We start from the raw sequence: 18,777 nt of genomic DNA, 5'->3' as shown, positions 1-18,777 counted from the left end.
ATTCAACGACGCCACCGCGCGACATTCTCCGGCACCACGTGCTCAAGGTTCGCGGGCGCGGAGGTACGCGTCCAGGTCGGCGGCGCCCTTGAGCATGGCGCGGCCCCGGGCGGACAGGCGGGCCTCCCAGTCGCGCAGGGTCGACTCCAGCGGGGCGACGCCTCCGGCGGAGCGGACCTGAGCGATCAGCGGGGCGATCTGCTCCAGCAGGTAGCCGCCCCGCCTGAGCTGGTGGGCCAGCCGGACGTCCCGTACGTCGGCCGCGCTGTAGATCCGGTAGCCCGTCTGCGGGTCGCGGCGCGGCCGGACCAGCCCGGCGTTCTCCCATTTACGCAGGGTGGCAGGGCGGATGCCGAGCCTCCTGGCCAGGGGGCCGATGAAGGTGTCGCCGCGTTCCTGCGGCACGGGCACCAGATCGCGGAGCGCGGCTTCGACGGCGTGGAGGGTGCGGCGGTCGTCGAGGAGTTGGCCGTGGCTCTCGTCGATGAGCCGCAGCGCGTCCTCGGTGGCACCCCGGTTGACCGCCTGCATGATCGACGCGGCCGTCTGGTGACCGTGCCCGGGCACGAGGGCGAGGAACGCGCGCAGGGCTTGCGCGTGCAGCGGCGTATAGGTGCGATAGCCGTGGACGGTGCGTGCGGCGGCGGACAGGATGCCGGCGTCCTCGTAGTTCCTGATCGCCTGAGTGGACAGGCCGTGCTCGCGCGCCAGGTCCACTGGCCTCATGGATGCATCACCGATTGAAGGTCCGTCACGACGAGGGCGGGCATTTCCCGGGAAAAGTTTACACCGAGTGTTCAGCGATACCGTTGAAGGTATGGATATCAAGGACACGGCCCGGCCGCTCGATGGCGCGGGCGTCTCGGCGTTCCTCCGGTCGCTTCCCGCCAAGCCCCTGCTGCTCGGCCTGGGCGAGGCCAGGCACTTCGTGGGGGAGCTGGGCGAGTTGCGCAACGAGATCTTCCGGAATCTGGTCGAGCACGAGGGCTACCGGTCCTTCGCCATCGAGAGCGACTGCCTCAGAAGCCTCGTGGTGGACGACTACATCACGACGGGCGCGGGCACGCTCGATGACGTCATGGAGCGCGGCTTCAGCCACGGCTTCGGCGCGTCCCCGGCCAACCGCGAGCTCGTGTGCTGGATGCGCGCGTACAACGAGGAGCATGACGAAAAGCTCCGGTTCTTCGGCTTCGACGGCCCGCTGGAGTATTGGGCCGAGAGCCCGCGCCAGGCGCTCACCGCCCTCTACGCCCTCCTCGACGGCCCGCTCCCGTGCACGATGGAAACCCTCGACGCGCTGCTCGGCCCGGACGACCGGTGGTCGAACGAGGCCACGGTCATGGATCCGTCCCAGTCGATCGGCCAGTCCGCCGACGCCCAGCGGCTGCGGCTGCTCGCCGACGACCTGGTGGCGCTGCTCGATACTCAGGCGCCGCGGCTGAGCGCGAAGGACAGGGAACAGGCGGCACTGTACGGGCGCACCGCCGTCGGCCTGCTCCGCTACCACTCCTGGCTGGCCGACACGTCCCCGGCGCGGATGATGCGGCTGTCGGCCCTGCGGGACGCGATGATGGCCGCCAACCTGCGTGCCGTCGCCGGGCAAGGCCCGGCCCTGGTCTTCTGTCACAACCTCCACCTGCAGCGGAACAAGAGCCTCATGCCGCTCGGCGACCAGCTGCTGGAGTGGTGGAGCGCGGGGGCGATCGCCGAAACGCACCTGGGTGACCGGTACGCCTTTCTGGCCTCGGCCTTCGGCACGGTCGGCGACGACATTCCGTCCCCGGACACCGTCGAGGGCATCCTGTCCACGCTCCCGTGGGACCACTCTCTCATCGACGCCCGCCGCCTGGCCGAGGCCGTCACGAAGCCCGCCCGGCGTACCTCCCACGATTTCGCCTATTTCCCGCTGGACCCGGCCCAGCTCGACACGATCGACGGCATCGTCTTCCTCAAGCAGGCTGTCAGGCTGAAAAAGCTGGGTTGACAAAGGCGCGGCTCGCCGTCGGCCCGGCATCGGGAACCTTGGCCGCCGCCGCGGGGCAACGCCTGGCGGGGCCCACGCGTATTAGAGGTCATGAAATTGGACGAACAGACGTGAGCGGCGGCGAGGACGACGGGTTCGCCGCGTTCGTCGCCGCACGTGGCACGAGCCTGCTGCGGGTGGCCTACCTCGCGTGCGGCGACGAGAGGGAGGCGGAGGACCTGCTGCAGACGGCACTGGAGCGCACGTACCAGAACTGGGACCGGGTGCGGTACGACAACCCCGAGCCCTACATCCGCCGCATCATCGTCAACGGCGCCATCAGCCGTGCCAGGCGCCGGGCGATCCTGCGGATCATCCCGATGCACACCCCTCCCGAACGGTCGGCGCAGGAGACCGATGTCGACCTGCGCCACATGCTCATGGACACCCTGCGCGCACTGCCTCCCCGGCAGCGTGCGGTGATCGTCCTGCGGTACTGGGAGGACCTCAGCGAGACACAGACCGCGGAGGTCCTCGGCTGCTCTGCGGGCACGGTGAAAAGCCAGGCGTCGAAGGCGCTCGCCAAGCTCCGCCTGGCGATCGGCGAGGAATCAGCGGAAGGAGTGATCAGGAATGTCCATGCTTAGTGAGGACGACCTTCGCCAGATGATGGCGGACGAGACCGCGCGGCTGCACGCAGCCCCTGACCTGGTGGACCGGGTCATGCGGTCCTCGCGTCGTAACAGGACCAAGCGGATCAGGCTCACCGCCGTGGCCACCGCGGTCGCCGTCGTCGGAACGGTGGCCCCCGCCTACCTGGTCCTCACCCCAGGCTCGGCGGCCGTACCGCAGGTTCTCGCGGGCGGGCCGGTGGCGGCCTCCGAGACCCCGCGGCCGGACCTCACCAGCCAGGCCGTGCCGGAACCGCCCGCCATCGACGACCCCGCGACGCCCATCCCGTCCGAGACTCCCAACCTCGGGGACCTTGGCGACGGAAAGGCGTTCGGGCGCGTCAAGGTCGGTTACCTGCCCGACGGCCTGCAGTGGTCCCACTGGTCGCTGGACTTCGGCGACAGGTACACGACCTCGTGGAACTACGACGGTGACGCGGGGGGCTTCTACTGCGTCCAGATCTACGTCTACGAAGGCGAGGCCGTCCAGGAGGTCGACGACCGCGTACGTTCCTACAGCGCCGAGGGAAAGGGCAAGGAGGTGCCCGTCGGCGACGCCACCGGTTTCCTGATCAGGCAGTGGGTCGGCGAGGACGGCATGAAGGGCACCCCGACCATCATCGTCGACGTCGGCGAGGGACGGCGAGCGGAGGTGATGTTCAGCCCCACCTACGCCAAGAAGCTCCACAGCGCCAAGGCCGTCGACCGCGAGCTGAAGAAGATCGCCAAGAGCCTCACCGCTACCGGCTGACCTAGGGCCCGGGCCAAGTGAGCCGCCCCGAACGCACAGCCGGAGATCACCGGCGGGCCGGCCACGGTACCCGGGCCGGCCAGCTGGAGCATGTCGGGCGCGCACGGGGTCCCGGTAGTAGGGGTGCCGGTAAGAACGTGTCATGAGCCCCAAACGGCGTTGATCTTGTTGTGACTTGCCTGGTCAATGCTGGGCGGACATGACGCACCCCCCCGATGCATATCGACGAGTTGGTCGAGCACTGGACGATCCTGGACGAAGAGCGCGACCTCATCGCTGGCAAGCGCGGCGCCACGCGCCTCGCCTTCTGCGATCTTGCTGAAGTTCTACACGCAGTACGGCCGGTTCCCGCGCGGACGCTCGGAGCTGCCCGACCAGGTTGTCGAGCACGTGGCCAAGCAGGTTCACGTACTCGCCTCGGAGCTCGGCTTCCCCTGCCGACGAGGACGACGACTTCGACCTGCTGGCCTTCATCAAGTCGGCGCCGGGCAACGTGAGCCTGGAATCGATGATGACCGAGATCCGCAAGCTGACGGCGGTGCGCTCGATCGAGCTACCACCCGGGTTGTTCGCCGACGTGGCGCCCAAGGTGCTAGCGGCCTGGCGTGCTCGCGCCGCGGTGGAGGCGCCCTCGCACATGCGTACGCACCCGCGGGAGCTCACAGTCCTGCTGCTGGCGGCGTGATCCACGAGCGCGAGCGGGAGATCACCGACACGCTCGTGGAGCTCAGGATGTCGGTGATGTGATGCCGTGGCCGGCTGTGGTTCTGGTGAATCGGCGGGCGAGGTGTTCGAAGGCGTCGGTGAGTTCGTCGGGGCCGATGACGTCGATGTCGGCGTCGTAGCGGGCGATGGCGGCGGCGAGGCTGGGCCAGGACCAGGATCCGAGGGTGAGCCGGCAGCGGGAGGGGCTGGTCTCCTCGACGAGTCCGTCGCGCGTGTAGAGGGCCACGGTGGCGGCGGGCAGGTCGAGGATCACTGTGCCTTGGCAGGGCCAGTTGCCCAAGGCGTCGCTGGAGCCGCGGAACGTGCTGGTGATGAAGGTGGCGGCGTCCCCTCCGGGCAGGACGCGGGGAGTGAACCGAGGCCCATTGGGGGTGCGCGGGGTGATCCGGTCGGCGCGGAAGGTGCGCCAGTCGTCGCGGTCGAGGTCCCAGGCGATGAGATACCAGCGTCCGTCCCAGGTGATGACGTGGTGGGGTTCGACGCGGCGCGGGGGTTTGTCCGTGGCCTCGCCGCCGTAGTCGAAGCGCAGGATCTCGCGGGCGTGGACGGCGACGCTGATGGTCAGGAGCACGTCGCCGTCGACCGGGGTGGCCGGCCGGGTGATGGGTCGTTCGACGGCGGTGACGCGCAGCGCGTTGATGCGATGCCGGAGCCGGGAGGGCATGACCTGCCGGATGGTGTTCAGTGCCCGTTCGGCGGGTTCGGCGAGGCCGTTGCCGGGGGTGGTGGCGGCGATCTGCAGGGCGATGGTGAGGGCGACGGCCTGTTCGTCGTCGAACAGCAGCGGCGGTAGGTCGGTGCCGGCGCCGAGCCGGTAGCCGCCGTCAGGGCCTTTGACGGCGGCGATGGGGTAGCCGAGCTCGCGGAGCCGGTCGACGTCGCGGCGCACGGTGCGCAGGCTGATGTCCAGGCGATCAGCCAGCACCGTGCCGGACCAGTCCCGGCGGGTCTGCAGCAGCGACAGCAGGGCCAGCAGTCGCGCAGAGGTTTTCGGCATGAACCGATTCTGCCCACAGTAGGTGCCACATCCTGTCACCTACCCCTGCGAATCTTCGTCTCGAACCGGTCAGCCACCCGATTCGGCCGTCCGACACCCCATTCCCCGGTTCTCTAAAACGAGACTTAACACCCCATATCGGGCGTACCGCGCCCGGAAAATCAACAAGGAGTCACCAGCATGGCCATCTCCACCACCACCCACCTGAACTTCCGCGGCGACGCCCGCGCGGCGCTGGAGTTCTACCAGACCGTGTTCGGCGGCCACCTCACCACCATCGCCTACGGCGACTTCGGCATGCCGAAGGAACTGCCCGACGCCGACAAGATCGTCTTCGGCCAGGTCACGGCCGACAACGGCTTCAGCATCATGGCCTACGACGTGCCCAGCCAGGCACCGGCCGCCGCCGCGCCCGCCGCCACCACCCGCGAGCACGGCATGACGCTGACCGGCGAGCGGTTCTTCGTGTCCGTCCGCGGCGAAACCGCCGAGGAAGTCGGCGCGCTGTGGGACAAGCTCGCCGACGGCGCCGACCTCATCGAGAAGTACGGCCCGTCGCAGTGGGCCCCGGGCTTCGGGATGCTGACCGACCGCTTCGGCGTCACCTGGATCCTCGACGTCGCCGCCCCGTACGCCGGCTGACCACCACCGCACTCATCCGGTCCGAGACGGCCTTCCCAGGCCGTCTCGGACCACCCGCCTTTCGAAGGAACAGATCATGCGCACTCGCCCCCTCGGCCGTACCGGCATCCAGGTCAGTCCCTACTGCCTGGGCACCATGATGTTCGGCCCGTTCGGCAACCCCGACCCCGACGACTGCGTCACCATCATCCACCGGGCCCTTGAGGCCGGCATCAACTTCATCGACACCGCCGACGTCTATGGCGGTGACGGCGAAACCGAACGAATCGTGGGCAAGGCGCTGCGCGGCCGACGCGACGACGTGGTGCTCGCCACCAAGTTCAACGGCCCCATGGGCACCGACCCCAACCAGCGCGGCAACTCCCGCCGCTGGATCGTCACCGCGGTCGAAAACTCGCTGCGGCGTCTCGGCGTCGACCACATCGACCTCTACCAGGTCCACCACCCCGAGCCCGGCACCGATATCGAGGAAACCCTCGCCGCCCTGACCGACCTGATGCAGGCGGGTAAGGTACGCGCGATCGGCCACTCCAGCCTGCCGGCCGCGGAGATCGTCGAGGCCCAGTGGGCTTCCGAACGGCGCAGGCTGGCCCGCTTCCGCACCGAACAGCCGCCGTACTCGATCCTGAACCGCGGTATCGAGCGCGACGTCCTGCCGGTCTGCGAGCGTTACGGGCTGGGCACGCTGGTCTGGAGCCCGCTGGCCTCGGGTCTGCTCACCGGCCGCTACCGCAAGGAGGGCAACGAACAGATCTCAAGCGCCCGCATGCACTGGGTGCCGAAACACATGACCGACAAGCGCAACCACGACGCCGTCGAAGAACTCGCCCCGATCGCCGAACAGGCCGGTCTGTCGCTCACCCATCTGGCCCTGGCCTTCGTCATCAGCCATCCTGCGGTCACCTCGGCGATCATCGGCCCCCGCACCATGGCGCAGCTCGACGACCTGCTCGCCGGCGCCGGCACCACCCTCGATGACGACACCCTCGACCAGATCGACAAGGTGGTCCCGCCCGGGGTGAACCCGGGCACGCTCGACATCGCCTACGTACCACCCGCACTCGTGCAAGCCGACCTACGCCGCCGCCGCACCGGCGACCGCGCCGCCGCCTGACGTGCCTGCCCACGACCACTGGTAGGAGCGCAAAGTCCCTGAGTACTGAGCTTCGGGTGGCGCGCGCTCCAGCCACTACGGAAGACCCGGAGGCGTTAGACGCAAGAGGTTCGGCACGTCGGCCACGAGGTCGAGGATGTAGGAGGAGAAACTCCTGAGGTTGAACGCGCTGTCCTTCTCCTTCACCGTGCCGCTGCCCAAGCGCTGATGACCACGACGTCGCGCCAGACGCCATGATGGCGGCCGGTCCGCTCGTGGGCGGGTAGCGCGACACGAAGCCTTCAGCCAAAGAGCGCGCCATCCGCCGCATCCCCGTCGACGAGTAGCGCGCCCGCACTGACACTCTCATGGCAGTTGACAGAACTGGACTGATGAGTCGCCCTTGGCCCGCGAGCCGGCAGCCTCACCTCTGGTCCCCTGCGCCCGCTGCGGTGAACGCCAGGGAGGCGTTGTGGCCGCCGAAGCCGAAGGAGTTGGCCACCGCCGCCGCCCACCGGCCCTGGCGGGGCCGCCCGGTGACGATGTCGAGCTTCACCTCGGGATCGAGGTCGTCCAGGTTCAAGGTGGCGGGGATGACCCCGTCGCGGACGGCGAGGATCGTGGCGATGGCGCCCAACGCCCCGGCGGCGCCGCACAGGTGGCCGGTCATCGACTTGACTGCGGTGACCGTGGGATGGGTCCCCAGCGCCTCGGTGATCGAACGGGCCTCCGTCAGGTCGCCGGTTGGGGTCGAGGTGGCATGGGCGTTCACGTGCCCGACGTCCAGCGGGTCCAGCCCCGCCGAGGCCAGGGCGAGCCGCATCGCGCGCACCTGCCCGCCCGCGTCGGCCGCGGTGATGTGGTGGGCGTCGGAGGTGGTGCCCGCACCGGCCAGCGTGGCGTGCGCCCGGGCTCCACGCGCCGCGGCGAATCCCGCCCGTTCCAGGACGACCAGGGCGGCCCCCTCGCCGAGCACGAAGCCGTCGCGCCCGGCGTCGAAGGGCCGTGAGGCCTCCTGAGGGGCGTCGTTGCGGGTGGACAGGGCTCTGGCCTGCGCGAACCCGGCCATGGTGAGCGGGTGCACGCACGCCTCGGCCCCGCCGGCGATCACCACGTCGGCGCGGCCGAGGCGGATGAGGTCCAGCCCCATGGCGATCGCCTCGGACCCGGAGGCGCAGGCGCTCACCGGCGTGTGGGCGCCGCCCCGCGCACCGAGCTCGATGCTGACCACGGCCGCGGGCCCGTTGGGCATCAGCATGGGCACCGTGTACGGCGAGACCCTCCGCGCCCCGGACGCCTCGAGCACGTCGTCCTGGGCGAGCGTGGTCAGCACCCCGCCGACTCCCGTTCCGATGACCACCGCCAGGCGCTCGGGGGCGACCTCGGGGGCCCCGGCGTCGGCCCATGCCTCGCGCGCGGCGATCAGGGCGGCCTGCTGGCAGCGGTCCAGCCGCCGGGCCTTCACCCGGCCCAGCACCTCGGCGGGGTCCACCCGCATCCGTCCGGCGATCCGTACCGGCAGGTCCTCCGCCCATTCCTCCTCTATGACGGTGATGCCGGACCGCCCTTCCAGCATCCCGGCCCATGTGGAGGCCACGTCCCCGCCCAGTGGCGTCGTGGCCCCGAGCCCCGTCACCGAGGCACCCACCTTCATCCCGTCCGCCATAACGACCCCTTCGTCCCCTGGAAAGCCCTCAGACCACCACCCAACGCTCCCAGCACACACCCGACCCGAACACCTGACCCACCCAACGAAAATCTCGCCGGAGATTTGTCGCTGACGCCTCGATCGCTCCGTCCGGTAGGCGATATCGGCCCAGGACGGCCCGTGATGGGGCCTGTACGGCGTCGATCGTGTCTGCAGCGAGGGCGACAGGGTCGGCCACGGCCTGAGCCTTTCAAGTGCTGTTGGGCCGCCGGATGTCGTGGAGGAGTTCGGCGGTGGCATCCCACAGCGCGCGTTGGATTGCTTCGCTGCGGCCGATCTCCGGGCACTCCAATGGCCTGGCGGTCTTGGCGGCGAAGTAGCCTCCCGTGATGCCGGCGAAGGCGGGGTCGGTCGCGAGCTTCACGATGATGTCGGCGCCGTGCTGGGGGTTGCCGATGTTCAGCCGGGTGAGGACCTTCTCCAGGGTTTCGGCGAGGGGGAGTTCACGCCCGAGCCCGGTGGCATTGAAGCCCGGGCACAGGCAGGTGACCGCGACGCCCGTTCCCTCAAGCCGCCGGCCGAGTTCCTGGGTGAACATGATGTCCATCAGCTTGGTCCGGCCGTACAGCAGGCTCGACTCGCGACGGGTGAAGTCCGCCGTGTCGGTCAGGTCTTTGGGCGGGTCGATGATGCCGGCCCGGAGTGAGGCCCGGGAGGCGACCGTGACGATCCGGGCGGGTGCCGAGGCCGTGATCTTGTCGCGCAGAGCGTTCGTGAGCGCCCACGGCGCGAGGTAGTTCACCGCGGTCATCTCGGCGAATCCCTCGGAGGTGACCCGCTGGGAGAAGGCATGCAGGCCCGCGTTGTTGATCAGTACGTCGATCCGCGGGTAGTGCGCATCGATCTGCTCTGCGGACCGTCGGACATCGGTGAGCAGGGACAGGTCGGCGAGGAAGACATCGACCGGGGTCTCGGGGGCGACCTGTTCGATCTCCTGCCGCAGCGCGTCTGCTTTGTGCCGGCTGCGGGCGACGATGCCGAGGCGGGCCCCGGTGCGGGCCAGGTCGAGAGCGGCCAGGCGGCCCAAGCCGTTCGTTGCGCCGGTCATGACGATGACGGGCCGAGTGTCCATGAGTTCCCCCTGGAGGCTAATGTTGAGGTACCTCATTAACGTAACATTCGATGAGGTACCTCACCAGTCGGGCGGAGGCGAGGAGTGATGACCATGGTTGATCGGATGGCGACGCCCGTAGAGATCGGACTGCGGTACCTGTCGCTCGGATACCGCCTGCGCAGAGTCGTCGACGACGGCATGACAGCCGGAGGGCTGTCGCTGGCCCGTACGAAGGTCTTGCAGGTGCTCGATCGACGCGGCGCCATGCGGCAGTCGTCACTGGCGGAAGAACTCGGTCACGCCCCTCGGTCGGTCACCCAGTCCGTCGAGGCGCTGGAGCGCGAGGGGCTGGTCCACCGGACGGCAGATCCCGAGGACGGGCGCTCCAAGCTCGTCAGCCTCACTACGGAGGGCGCCAAGGCACTGGCCGCCGGTACGGCAGCGGGCGAGCGCGTCCTGCGCGAGGTGTTCGGAATGCTGGAGCGCGAGCAACTGGTGGACCTGGGCAAACTCCTCGACGCCATTGACGCGGGCCTGGGCGTTTGACACGCAAGGGAACGACCGTCTGCCGGGCCCGTGATCACTACCCGCAGGACCAAAGAAGACCGCGGTCACGAAATCCTGACCGCCACTTCGCTGGGTCAGAGGTAGGAGTCCGGGGCCATATCGCGCCGCCGAGCGACAGGATGGACGCGAGCGAAACCACCTAAAGCCACTCTGGCTTGATCGCCGCAGGGGTGCATAGTGTGACCTTGTGGCCCAAGATTTCACGGTTTTCCTGGCTTCCGCGGGCGACGGGGAAGCGCTCGGTGAGATCCACGCCGAGTCCTGGAAGGTGGCCTACGCCGGCTTCTTCGCCCCCGAGTTCTTCGCCGAGGCGGTGGGACACCGGCGCGTCAAGTGGCACGACGTGCTCGCCAAGGGGGAGGACGTCGTCATGCTGGCCGCGCTGGACGGGCGGCCGCTGGCCCTCTCCTTCTTCGGTTCCTCGCCGGCTCGCCCCGGTTCGGCGCAGATCTTCAGCTTCTTCGGCCACCCGCGCGGCTGGGGCACCGGCGTCGCGGGCGCCCTGATGGCCGCCACCCTGCGCAGGCTGCGCGAGGACGGCTTCGCCCAGGTGCACCTGTGGACGCTGCGCGACACGCCCCAGTCGCGCCGGTTCTACGCCAAAAGCGGCTTCACCCAGTCGGGTGCGGCTCGCGGCTACGACTTCGGCGACGGCAACCTGATCGCCCAGGTCGAGTACGAGCTGTCCTTGAATCCTCGGTGAGCCGGGGTCCGAGGAACATCGGAAGCGGATCGTGAGCTAAGCGTTTGTCGTGGTGAGCATCGGTTTGACCGCTAATGATCGCTACCGGAAGCCTTCGAGGGTCTTGTCGTAACCCCAAGTACTTCGGCAGGGGCCGCGGCGCGACCCGGCTGAACATGCTGAACGACCAGGTGTCCGGCATGGGCGGCATGGTCGAACTCCGCGCGGCTCGCTGTAGGTCCTGGAGAGCCGGCCTACCGGCGCGAGTTCTCACCGACAGGCCCTTCGACTCGGGATCGAGAAACCATTTGTTACTGGCGCCGCTCCCTGGGAGGGTTGTGTCCCCATGAGCCGCCCCGCCATCTCCGAGATCCCGACCGGCCCCGTGACCGTTCCCGACGTCGTCACGGCGCTCGCCGGCGGCGACATCGTCACTCCGGTGTGGCGCAACGAGCTCGGCGGCCTGACGTTCCGCCTCCAGGACGGGCGCGACGGCACCAGGTACGTCAAATGGGTCGCCGCCGGCACCCCGGAGATCGACCTTCCCGGCGAGGCGGAGCGCCTGGCCTGGGCGCGGCGATGGGTGACCGTCCCGCGGGTCATCGAGCACGGTGCGGACGCCGACGGCGCGTGGCTGGTCACGGCAGCGGTCCCCGGCCTCTCGGCGGTGGACCCTCGGTGGACCGCCGACCCGGCGACCGCGGCGGCCGCGATCGGCCGAGGGCTGCGCCTGCTCCACGACACCCTGCCCGTGGAGCGGTGCCCGTACGACTGGAGCATCGATCGACGGCTCGCACGCGCCGACGAGCGCATCGCCGGCGGCGAGGGACCGGCTGACTGGTTCCCCGAGCACCGGCATCTGAAGCTTGAGGAGGCCCGGACGCGCATCGGCGAGCCGCCCGCGATCGACCGCCTCGTCGTCTGTCACGGCGACGCGTGCGTTCCTAACACCTTGCTGCACGACGACGGCACGTTCGCCGCGCACGTCGACCTCGGTTCGCTCGGGGTGGCCGACCGGTGGGCCGACCTCGCGGTCGCGGCGTGGAGCACAGACTGGAATTACGGCCCTGGATACGACGGCGTCCTGTACGACGCGTACGGGATCGCCCCGGACCCGGAGCGCATCGCCTACTACCGCCTGCTCTGGGACATGGCGTAACCGGTCCGGGAGCCGTCAGGCCTGAGGTCGCCGGTCGCCGACGACGGACAGGAGCCGGAGCTTCTCGTGGCTCCGCTCCAGCAGCGCGTCGACGACCTGGCCGGCGCGAGAGCCTGCTCCATGGCGCGAGTAGGCGTCGCGCAGCGAGGAGATTCTGGTCGGCGTCCATGCCGGGGTCGCGGCAGCACGCCTACTGCGGGGGGGACACGGTCGGAGTGCTAGTACTACATGCCTAGATCGCGCTTGGCGATCGTCTGGTTTCTCTGCGTGATAGGCCTGGGGTGTGTGACGGTATCGGCATGCCCCAGCCTCACAAGAGCACAGGCGCGGTGACCTTCGCGGATTTGGATGCCTGGCAGTCGGAATTCGAGCGGGTGCGTGCGCGGTTCGAGTGCCGATGGTTCCGGACGGAGTCGCGTGAGCATTTCCGGCAGTATCTGCGGGGACTGCTGGCGCCGCTGGCGCGTAAGAACTCCTGGACGATCTCGGAGTTCACCGGCGAGCGCAGGCCCACCGCGATTCAGCGGTTCATCAATTTGACCCCGTGGGATGCCGATGGGCTGCGCGATGAGGTGCGCGCCTACGCGATGGAGCACTTCGCCGACGAACGCGCGGTACTGATCGCCGACCCGACCGGGTTCGCCAAGAAGGGCAGGAAATCGGCGGGCGTGCAGCGGCAGTACTCCGGCACGCTGGGCCGGATCGACAACTGCCAGATCGGCGTGTTCTTGGCCTACACCAACACCCGCGGGGACCGGGTGCTGATCGACCGCGAGTTGTATCTGCCGCAGGAGTCCTGGTGCGCCGATCCCGTTCGGCGGGCCGAGGCGCATGTGCCCGAACAGGTGACCTTCGCCACCCGCCCGCAGCAGGTCCAGGTCATGATCGGCAGGACGGTGGCGGCCGGGGTGCCGTTCGCCTGGTTCGCCGCCGACGAGGAGTTCGGCCAAAACCCGCACCTGCGCGCGTATCTGGAACGCGAGCAGATCGCCTACTGCATGGCCGTCCCGAAGACCACCGACATCACCACAGGAAACGTCTCCACCGCAAAGGACAACTGCATGCGCGTGGCACACCTGGCCGCGCGCCTGAAACCCCACGATTGGCAGCGGCGCGCCTGCGGCATCGGCGCCAAAGGGTTCCGGGTCTACGACTGGGCCGTGATCGACACGCCCATCCCACACCACCGCTATGTGATCCGCCGCAATATCGCCGACGGCGAGCTGGCCTACTTCCACTGCTTCGATCCGCGCGGTGAAGGACTGCCGGAGTTGGTGCGGGTCATTGGTTCGCGGTGGCCGATCGAGGAGTGTTTCGAGGCGGCCAAGCAGGAGGCGGGGCTGGATCAGTATCAGTTCCGGCTCTATCACGCCTGGTACCGGCACATCACGTTGGCCATGTTGGCCTTGGTGTTTCTCGCTGTTTTACGAGCCACCGCTAAAAAGGGGACCCATACCCTGTGGACAACCGCGGCCGCCCGCGAGGACGACACCGGCGAACCCACGCGAACCGTCCCAGGCTGCCGACCGCGACCGGACCAGACCCGCCAACCGCCTGATCGCCTTGTCCATCGGTGAGGTCCGCCGGCTGTTCAACCTGATCGGCAGTGACGATCACATCATTGAGCTGGGGCTTTACTGGTCGGAACAGCGCCGGAGCCACCAAGCCCGAGCGCGCAGGCACCACTTCAAGCGGCACCTGCGCCTACAGGTCCTACAGATCTAGCTATGCAGTACTAGCCGCTTCGAGGGCGATGACCTGTTCCAGAGCGTGCCGCAGCATGGTGACCTGGTCCCTACCGAGAAGCCGAGACCATCGCTGCTCGACGTCCGCGAGGATCCGGGCGGCTGCGGCCTGGGCCGTCCTGCCTTGGTCAGTGAGCCGGATGATCTTCGCGCGGCGGTCGGCCTCGTCGGCGACCCGCTCGAGGTAACCGTGATCCTCTAGTTCGCCGACAAGTTCGCCGATCGCCTGCTTGGTGAGTCCGGAGCGTTCGGCGAGCGTGGTCAGCCGCGAACCTTCGGCGTCGATGAACCGGAAGACCGAGCCGTGGACGTACCGGATCCCCTCGAACCCTTCGTCGGCCAGCTGCTGGTGAAGTCCCTCGAGCGCAATGTCCCTGACCTGTGTGAGCAGGGTGGGGAGTGGCAGCTTCGGCTCGTGTCGCCGCTCCCGCGTTCCTGAACGCGTCGTCATAGTCGTGCGGTCCTTCTTCCAGGCGAGTTAGTCAGGCCGCTTGACAGTATCAGCCAGCGTGGTAAGGTCACCTGACTGTCAGGGAGCTTGACTAATTCCTGGAGGACGAAATGCCCAACATTGCCGAACGGCGCGAGCAGTTCGCGGCGATGTTCACCCGGCCCTTGCCTGCGGACGTCGACTCGACGGCGACGACACTCGGCGGGCGGCCGGCACTGGAGCTGCGGACCGCGACGCCCGGCACGGCGGGCGAGGACGTGCTGCTGTATCTCCACGGCGGTGGGTTCGTGGTCGGGTCGGCGCGTGTCACCGCCCACGTCTCCGCCACGCTGCTGCGGCACCTGGACGGCCGGGCGGTCTCGCTCGACTACCGGCTGGCGCCCGAGCATGCGTTCCCGGCCGCGCCCGATGACTGCCTGGCGGCCTACCGCGAGCTGCTGGACTCCGATGTCGACCCGCAGCGGTTGGTGATCGCGGGCGACTCGGCCGGTGCCGCGCTGGCCGTCGTCACCATGATGCGCGCCCGGGACGCGGGCCTGCCGATGCCGGCGGCGGCGGTCCTGTTCTCCCCGGCGGTCGATCTGACCCTCAGCGGCGCGAGCATGCGGTCCAAGGACGGGGTGGACCCGTTCTTCGCTCCGGCCGATCTCGAGTGGCTCTTCGATCAGTACCTCGCCGGCGGTGACGGTGCGGCGCCCGAGGCGAGCCCGGTCTTCGCCGATCTCACCGGGCTGCCGCCCCTGCTGATCCAGGTCGGCTCGAACGAGCTCCTGCTGGACGACGCCGTACGGCTGGCCGGACGCGCCGGGGCCGACGAGGTCGCGGTGACGTTGGAGGTGGTTCCGCGTCAACCACACGTGTTCCAGCTCGACGACGAATCGGCCGAGGCGGCAGCGGCGCTGGAGCGTGCCGGCCGGTTCCTGGCCACCCGGCTCGGCGGCGAGAAGGAGGAATCATGAACCGGCTGGCCGATCAGGTGATGGGGCCGGTACTCGCGCCCCGCGACGAGGGGTACGACGAGGAACGCGCCGGTTGGCAGACCGCCCGCCGGCATCGTCCCGACCTGGTGGTGGGCGCCGCCGGACCCGCCGACGTGCAGGCGGCGGTGACGTACGCGAGGGAACGCGGGCTCCCGGTGGGGGTGCAGGGCACCGGGCATGCCTCGGCCGCCGTCGCCGCCGAGGGCGGAGTGCTGATCACCACCGCGCGGATGAGCGCCGTCCGGGTGGACGCCGATGCCGGCACCGCGTGGGTGGCCGCGGGAACACGCTGGGATCAGGTGATCCACGAGGCGGCACCGGCCGGGCTGGCACCCCTGTCCGGCTCGGCCCCGCGCGTGGGCGCGGTCTCCTACACCCTCGGCGGTGGCCTGGCCCTGCTGTCCCGGAGCTTCGGTTACGCCGCCGACCACGTGCGCAGCCTCGACGTCGTCACGGCGGACGGCCGCCTGCGGCACGTCACCCGGGACTGCGAGCCGGACCTGTTCTGGGCTCTGCGCGGCGGCCGGGACAACTTCGGCGTGGTGACCGCAATGGAGATCGATCTGATGCCGGTCACCACGCTGTATGGCGGAGCACTGGTCTTTCCCGTTGAGAAGGCCGCGGATGTGTTCGGCACCTACCTGCAATGGGCCGCCACAGTGCCGGAGGCGATGAACTCCTCGGTCGCGCTGATCTCCCTGCCGGACGTTCCAGCGATCCCGGAGCCGTTGCGCGGCCGTCACACCATCCATATCCGCATCGCCTGCGCGGCCGTCGATCCCGGAGCCGGCGAGCGCCTGGTGGCGCCGCTGCGGGCCATCGGCCCGATGAGCGACACCCTCGGTGAGCTGGCCTACGCCGAAGCCGGGTCGATCTACAACGACCCCGTCGCCCCGGGTGCGGTCGAGTCGGGCACGGCCATGCTCGGCGAACTCGACGCCACTGCCGTGCAAGCCATCCTCGACCTGGCAGGCCCCCATGCGCCGGTGCCGCACATCGTCGAACTGCGCCACCTCGGCGGCAGGCTCGCCCACCCGCCCGCCGTGGACAATGCCGTCGGCAACCGCGATGCGCGATACCTGTTCAACGTGGTGTCCCGGCTGGAACGCGCCGACATCACCCAGATCCGGCCGGCGCACGCGCGCATGTTCGAGGCGATCGCGCCATGGAGCACCGGCGGCCGGTTCCTCAACTTCATGAACGGCGAGAACGCCGCCACTCAGGTGCGCTCCGCCTACAACGCCACGGACTACCGGCGGCTGACCGGCCTTAAAGCCGTCTACGACCCGGAGAACATCTTCCGTCTCAACCACAACATCCCGCCCGGCCGAGGGCCAATCCGGGATTGAGGGGACTACTCATGCTCAGCAACATCGCCACTGTGCTCGCCGGACTGATCGGCGCGGGCATCATCTTCATGGGCGCCAGCGCCTTCTGGGCGCCGCAGGCCGCGGTCGGCTTCGGGATCCCCGACACGCCGACCGAGGACCGGAGCTTCCAGGCCTGGCTATCCGTCAAGGGCGTGCGCGACATCGCCTCCGGGCTTTTCATCTTCATCGTGCTGGTCGGCGGGACAACCCATCTGCTGGGCTGGTTCTTGCTGGCCGCCAGCGCTATACCCGTCGGCGACGCGGTGATCGTGCTGCGCAGCAACGGGCCCAAGGCGGCCGTCTACGGCATCCACGGCGCTACTGCAGTGGTGATGCTGGCGATCAGCGTGCTCCTGCTCATCGCGTAACCACTTGTCAAGCCGCCTTGGCCGGGTATTCGGTCCGCTGACGGATCGGTAGGTCCGGACGCCGCGGGTTGCCACCGCTGCCCGCGGCGCCGACCGCGTTACCGTGCTGCCGGCCGCAGCGCTCTTCCACCCCAGATACTTCGCCGCCAGCGCCAGATGATCCGTACGGGTATGCGCCCGCCTCCCGTACCCCTGCAACACCCGCGGGTCCAACCCCGACTGTTCTGCCACCCGGGTCACCGCGGCCGACGGCGCCGCAGTGACCTCGTCGGGAACGAACCCCGACCACGGCAAACTCGCCAGCTGGACAGCAAGCCTATCCAGGGACCGGTGGCCCCCCGTTGCCCGCGTCCGGCCGCCTGGTAGCCTGCGAACAGGAGCCAGTTGAACGTGTTCAATCGGAGGCGCCGTGACCCCCTTGGTCGATGTCATCGTCATGACCGGCATGTTGGTCGTGGTGCCGGCCGGGCTGAGGCTGATCGACACGCCGCGCCTGGTGAGGCTGGTGTGGGTCGTGGGCGCGGTGCCGGGCGCGCTCTCGCTGTGGCTTCCCCGGGGTACGGCCGCGGCGGCGCTCGCCGTCGCGTACGCGGTGGCCACCGCGGTGCTCGCCTTCCACGCGGCCGTACGGGCGTGGCGGCACCGGTCTGTCGCCCCGCGCGAGGTGGCGGTGCTCACGGCACTGGTGACACCGGCGGTCGCGGGCCTGGCCCTGGTGTGGGAGCGCGCCGGTCACGCCCTGCTCGGCTTCAAGCCCGCCCTCCTCGCTCTCACCGTGGCGCACTTCCACTTCGCCGGATTCGCCGCCGCGCTGGTCGCCGGTCTGGTGTGCCGCGCCACCGGGGAGCGCGCCCTCTCCAGGGCCGCCGCGCTCACCGTGCCCTGCGGCACGGCGCTGGTGTTGCTCGGTTACTTCGCCGGCGACTGGGCAGAGCTGGCGGGTGCGGTGGTGCTCACAGCGGGAATGTGGCTCGTCGGGTGGCTGACGTGGACCCAGGTCCGGCGGGGCGTCGCCGACCGGCTGACCCGCGTCCTGCTGTGCGTCTCCGCCGCGACCCTCGCGGCGACCATGGTGCTGGCGCTGAGCTGGGCGCTGGGCGAGGCGACCGGGCTGCCCCACCCCACGGTGGAGTGGATGGCCGCCACCCACGGGGTCGGCAACGCCGCCGGGTTCGCGCTGTGCGGGGTGGCCGCCTGGCGCAGGCTGCGGCCACGGCCCCTGTGATCCGACGACTCATCAGGCAAGGAGCACGATGGACCTGAAACGGTACGACAATGCGGAGCTCACCTACCCCGAGGCGGGGGCGACCCGCGCGGGCGAGCTGCCGCAGGGGTACCGGCGCCTCAGGCGCCGCTATCCCATGGGCGACGGCGCCTCCCTCGCCCGAGCGGCCGACGCCCTGCTGACCTGGCGCATGCACGCCGCTCTCGGGCTGTCGCCGCAGGCCACCGCGCCGAGGGCCGCGCCGGGCGTCGTGGTGGTCTCCCACCTCGGTATCGGCCCGCTCGCGATCGTCGCGCCCTGCCGCGTCGTGTGGACCGTCGAGGAGGACCGCCGCGCGGGGTTCGCGTACGGCACGCTTCCCGGCCACCCGGAGTCCGGCGAGGAGTCCTTCCTCCTGGAGGTGGCGGGCGACGGGTCGATGTCGTTCACGGTCACCTCCTTCACCCGGCCCGGCCGCTGGTACACGCACCTCGCCTGGCCGATGGTCGCCCTGGCGCAGCGGTTCTTCGTCGACCGCTACGCCTCTGTGCTGCGCCGATACACCCGCTGACCCTGACCATGGTGGTGTGCCGCCTTTCCGCAGGAGCACTTGCCGGTAGATCGAGCGGCGGCCTGAACAGCAGGC

19 protein-coding genes and 2 pseudogenes are annotated in these 18,777 nt (G+C 69.5%); 15 read left to right on the top strand and 6 right to left on the bottom strand.

The features are described from left to right. Positions 1-42: 42 nt before the first annotated feature. Positions 43-726 carry a TioE family transcriptional regulator gene (locus ACOZ38_RS19570; RefSeq protein WP_424532446.1) on the bottom strand — a complete coding sequence of 228 codons (684 nt, stop codon included), beginning with the start codon at positions 724-726 and terminating at the stop codon, positions 43-45. A 91-nt stretch (positions 727-817) separates the two neighbouring features. Between ACOZ38_RS19570 and ACOZ38_RS19565 the strand changes: the two genes are divergently transcribed. The 4 genes from ACOZ38_RS19565 (at position 818) to ACOZ38_RS19550 (ending at position 4,070) form a co-directional block, all read left to right on the top strand. Beyond that, on the top strand, positions 818-1,984 hold the full coding sequence (locus ACOZ38_RS19565) for an erythromycin esterase family protein (RefSeq protein ID WP_424532445.1): 1,167 nt from the start codon (positions 818-820) through the stop codon (positions 1,982-1,984). Between the two features lie 110 nt (positions 1,985-2,094). Beyond that, positions 2,095-2,610, top strand: coding sequence for a SigE family RNA polymerase sigma factor (locus tag ACOZ38_RS19560; RefSeq protein WP_405149158.1), 516 nt, complete (start codon positions 2,095-2,097; stop codon positions 2,608-2,610). Next, a complete protein-coding gene (locus ACOZ38_RS19555; RefSeq protein WP_424532443.1) occupies positions 2,597-3,385 on the top strand; it encodes a hypothetical protein in 789 nt (262 codons plus the stop codon). The genes ACOZ38_RS19560 and ACOZ38_RS19555 overlap by 14 nt, the downstream gene beginning before the upstream one ends. A 379-nt stretch (positions 3,386-3,764) precedes the next feature. Beyond that, positions 3,765-4,070, top strand: a complete 306-nt coding sequence (locus ACOZ38_RS19550; protein WP_424532441.1) for a hypothetical protein — start codon at positions 3,765-3,767, stop codon at positions 4,068-4,070. A gap of 42 nt (positions 4,071-4,112) precedes the next feature. On the opposite strand, the gene ACOZ38_RS19545 is transcribed toward ACOZ38_RS19550, so the two are convergent. After that, positions 4,113-5,108 (bottom strand): helix-turn-helix transcriptional regulator, encoded by a 996-nt coding sequence (locus ACOZ38_RS19545; protein WP_424532439.1) that lies wholly within the window; start codon positions 5,106-5,108, stop codon positions 4,113-4,115. Positions 5,109-5,288: 180 nt separating this feature from the next. Here ACOZ38_RS19545 and ACOZ38_RS19540 point away from each other — a divergent pair, with 180 nt between their 5' ends. Next, on the top strand, positions 5,289-5,750 hold the full coding sequence (locus ACOZ38_RS19540) for a VOC family protein (protein ID WP_350922297.1): 462 nt from the start codon (positions 5,289-5,291) through the stop codon (positions 5,748-5,750). A 76-nt stretch (positions 5,751-5,826) separates the two neighbouring features. Next, positions 5,827-6,864: an aldo/keto reductase gene (locus ACOZ38_RS19535; RefSeq protein WP_424532438.1), complete on the top strand. Its 1,038-nt coding sequence runs from the start codon at positions 5,827-5,829 to the stop codon at positions 6,862-6,864. A 403-nt stretch (positions 6,865-7,267) separates the two neighbouring features. Here ACOZ38_RS19535 and ACOZ38_RS19530 read toward each other — a convergent pair whose 3' ends face one another. Both ACOZ38_RS19530 and ACOZ38_RS19525 read right to left on the bottom strand, forming a co-directional pair. Further along, on the bottom strand, positions 7,268-8,509 hold the full coding sequence (locus tag ACOZ38_RS19530) for a beta-ketoacyl-[acyl-carrier-protein] synthase family protein (protein WP_424532436.1): 1,242 nt from the start codon (positions 8,507-8,509) through the stop codon (positions 7,268-7,270). A 232-nt stretch (positions 8,510-8,741) separates the two neighbouring features. Further along, a complete protein-coding gene (locus ACOZ38_RS19525) occupies positions 8,742-9,623 on the bottom strand; it encodes an SDR family NAD(P)-dependent oxidoreductase (protein WP_424532434.1) in 882 nt (293 codons plus the stop codon). Between the two features lie 87 nt (positions 9,624-9,710). Between ACOZ38_RS19525 and ACOZ38_RS19520 the strand changes: the two genes are divergently transcribed. The 4 genes and pseudogenes from ACOZ38_RS19520 to ACOZ38_RS19505 all read left to right on the top strand — a co-directional run. Further along, positions 9,711-10,151 (top strand): MarR family winged helix-turn-helix transcriptional regulator, encoded by a 441-nt coding sequence (locus ACOZ38_RS19520; protein ID WP_424532432.1) that lies wholly within the window; start codon positions 9,711-9,713, stop codon positions 10,149-10,151. Positions 10,152-10,359: 208 nt separating this feature from the next. Further along, the gene (locus ACOZ38_RS19515; protein WP_424532430.1) at positions 10,360-10,875 is read left to right on the top strand and encodes an N-acetyltransferase family protein; all 516 of its coding nucleotides are present in this window, start codon (positions 10,360-10,362) and stop codon (positions 10,873-10,875) included. Between the two features lie 325 nt (positions 10,876-11,200). Further along, on the top strand, positions 11,201-12,013 hold the full coding sequence (locus tag ACOZ38_RS19510) for an aminoglycoside 3'-phosphotransferase (protein WP_424532428.1): 813 nt from the start codon (positions 11,201-11,203) through the stop codon (positions 12,011-12,013). Positions 12,014-12,342: 329 nt separating this feature from the next. Further along, positions 12,343-13,461 (top strand): annotated as a pseudogene (locus tag ACOZ38_RS19505) (IS701 family transposase); the annotation flags it as partial. A gap of 277 nt (positions 13,462-13,738) precedes the next feature. Here ACOZ38_RS19505 and ACOZ38_RS19500 read toward each other — a convergent pair. Continuing rightward, positions 13,739-14,209: a MarR family winged helix-turn-helix transcriptional regulator gene (locus ACOZ38_RS19500; RefSeq protein WP_424532427.1), complete on the bottom strand. Its 471-nt coding sequence runs from the start codon at positions 14,207-14,209 to the stop codon at positions 13,739-13,741. A gap of 110 nt (positions 14,210-14,319) precedes the next feature. Here ACOZ38_RS19500 and ACOZ38_RS19495 point away from each other — a divergent pair, with 110 nt between their 5' ends. The 3 genes from ACOZ38_RS19495 to ACOZ38_RS19485 are packed head-to-tail and all read left to right on the top strand — an operon-like array spanning position 14,320 to position 16,927. Continuing rightward, positions 14,320-15,168 (top strand): alpha/beta hydrolase, encoded by an 849-nt coding sequence (locus ACOZ38_RS19495; protein ID WP_424532425.1) that lies wholly within the window; start codon positions 14,320-14,322, stop codon positions 15,166-15,168. Continuing rightward, positions 15,165-16,538, top strand: a complete 1,374-nt coding sequence (locus tag ACOZ38_RS19490) for an FAD-binding oxidoreductase (RefSeq protein WP_424532423.1) — start codon at positions 15,165-15,167, stop codon at positions 16,536-16,538. Before ACOZ38_RS19495 ends, ACOZ38_RS19490 begins: the two co-directional genes overlap by 4 nt. An 11-nt stretch (positions 16,539-16,549) precedes the next feature. Then, positions 16,550-16,927 (top strand): DUF4267 domain-containing protein, encoded by a 378-nt coding sequence (locus ACOZ38_RS19485; RefSeq protein ID WP_424532421.1) that lies wholly within the window; start codon positions 16,550-16,552, stop codon positions 16,925-16,927. A 117-nt stretch (positions 16,928-17,044) separates the two neighbouring features. On the opposite strand, the pseudogene ACOZ38_RS19480 reads toward ACOZ38_RS19485, so the two are convergent. After that, positions 17,045-17,359: pseudogene (locus ACOZ38_RS19480) on the bottom strand (DUF4158 domain-containing protein); the annotation flags it as partial. Between ACOZ38_RS19480 and ACOZ38_RS19475 the strand changes: the two are divergent. After that, positions 17,337-18,152 (top strand): YndJ family protein, encoded by an 816-nt coding sequence (locus ACOZ38_RS19475; protein WP_424532419.1) that lies wholly within the window; start codon positions 17,337-17,339, stop codon positions 18,150-18,152. The pseudogene ACOZ38_RS19480 and the gene ACOZ38_RS19475 sit on opposite strands and share 23 nt — an antisense overlap. A gap of 28 nt (positions 18,153-18,180) precedes the next feature. Continuing rightward, positions 18,181-18,702 carry a DUF1990 family protein gene (locus ACOZ38_RS19470; protein ID WP_424532417.1) on the top strand — a complete coding sequence of 174 codons (522 nt, stop codon included), beginning with the start codon at positions 18,181-18,183 and terminating at the stop codon, positions 18,700-18,702. Positions 18,703-18,777 lie beyond the last annotated feature (75 nt).

This window comes from Sphaerisporangium viridialbum (assembly GCF_049674955.1).
GTDB classification, from domain to species: Bacteria; Actinomycetota; Actinomycetes; order Streptosporangiales; family Streptosporangiaceae; genus Sphaerisporangium; species Sphaerisporangium viridialbum.
The sequence above is the reverse complement of the archived record's forward strand: the minus strand, read 5'-3'. Positions and strand labels throughout refer to the sequence as shown.

Coding starts and splice junctions, on each gene's coding strand:
- ACOZ38_RS19570 (WP_424532446.1), bottom strand. CDS start 726: ATGAGGCCAGTGGACCTGGCGCGCGAGCACGGCCTGTCCACTCAGGCG.
- ACOZ38_RS19565 (WP_424532445.1), top strand. CDS start 818: ATGGATATCAAGGACACGGCCCGGCCGCTCGATGGCGCGGGCGTCTCG.
- ACOZ38_RS19555 (WP_424532443.1), top strand. CDS start 2,597: ATGTCCATGCTTAGTGAGGACGACCTTCGCCAGATGATGGCGGACGAG.
- ACOZ38_RS19545 (WP_424532439.1), bottom strand. CDS start 5,108: ATGCCGAAAACCTCTGCGCGACTGCTGGCCCTGCTGTCGCTGCTGCAG.
- ACOZ38_RS19540 (WP_350922297.1), top strand. CDS start 5,289: ATGGCCATCTCCACCACCACCCACCTGAACTTCCGCGGCGACGCCCGC.
- ACOZ38_RS19535 (WP_424532438.1), top strand. CDS start 5,827: ATGCGCACTCGCCCCCTCGGCCGTACCGGCATCCAGGTCAGTCCCTAC.
- ACOZ38_RS19530 (WP_424532436.1), bottom strand. CDS start 8,509: ATGGCGGACGGGATGAAGGTGGGTGCCTCGGTGACGGGGCTCGGGGCC.
- ACOZ38_RS19525 (WP_424532434.1), bottom strand. CDS start 9,623: ATGGACACTCGGCCCGTCATCGTCATGACCGGCGCAACGAACGGCTTG.
- ACOZ38_RS19520 (WP_424532432.1), top strand. CDS start 9,711: ATGACCATGGTTGATCGGATGGCGACGCCCGTAGAGATCGGACTGCGG.
- ACOZ38_RS19510 (WP_424532428.1), top strand. CDS start 11,201: ATGAGCCGCCCCGCCATCTCCGAGATCCCGACCGGCCCCGTGACCGTT.
- ACOZ38_RS19500 (WP_424532427.1), bottom strand. CDS start 14,209: ATGACGACGCGTTCAGGAACGCGGGAGCGGCGACACGAGCCGAAGCTG.
- ACOZ38_RS19495 (WP_424532425.1), top strand. CDS start 14,320: ATGCCCAACATTGCCGAACGGCGCGAGCAGTTCGCGGCGATGTTCACC.
- ACOZ38_RS19490 (WP_424532423.1), top strand. CDS start 15,165: ATGAACCGGCTGGCCGATCAGGTGATGGGGCCGGTACTCGCGCCCCGC.
- ACOZ38_RS19485 (WP_424532421.1), top strand. CDS start 16,550: ATGCTCAGCAACATCGCCACTGTGCTCGCCGGACTGATCGGCGCGGGC.
- ACOZ38_RS19470 (WP_424532417.1), top strand. CDS start 18,181: ATGGACCTGAAACGGTACGACAATGCGGAGCTCACCTACCCCGAGGCG.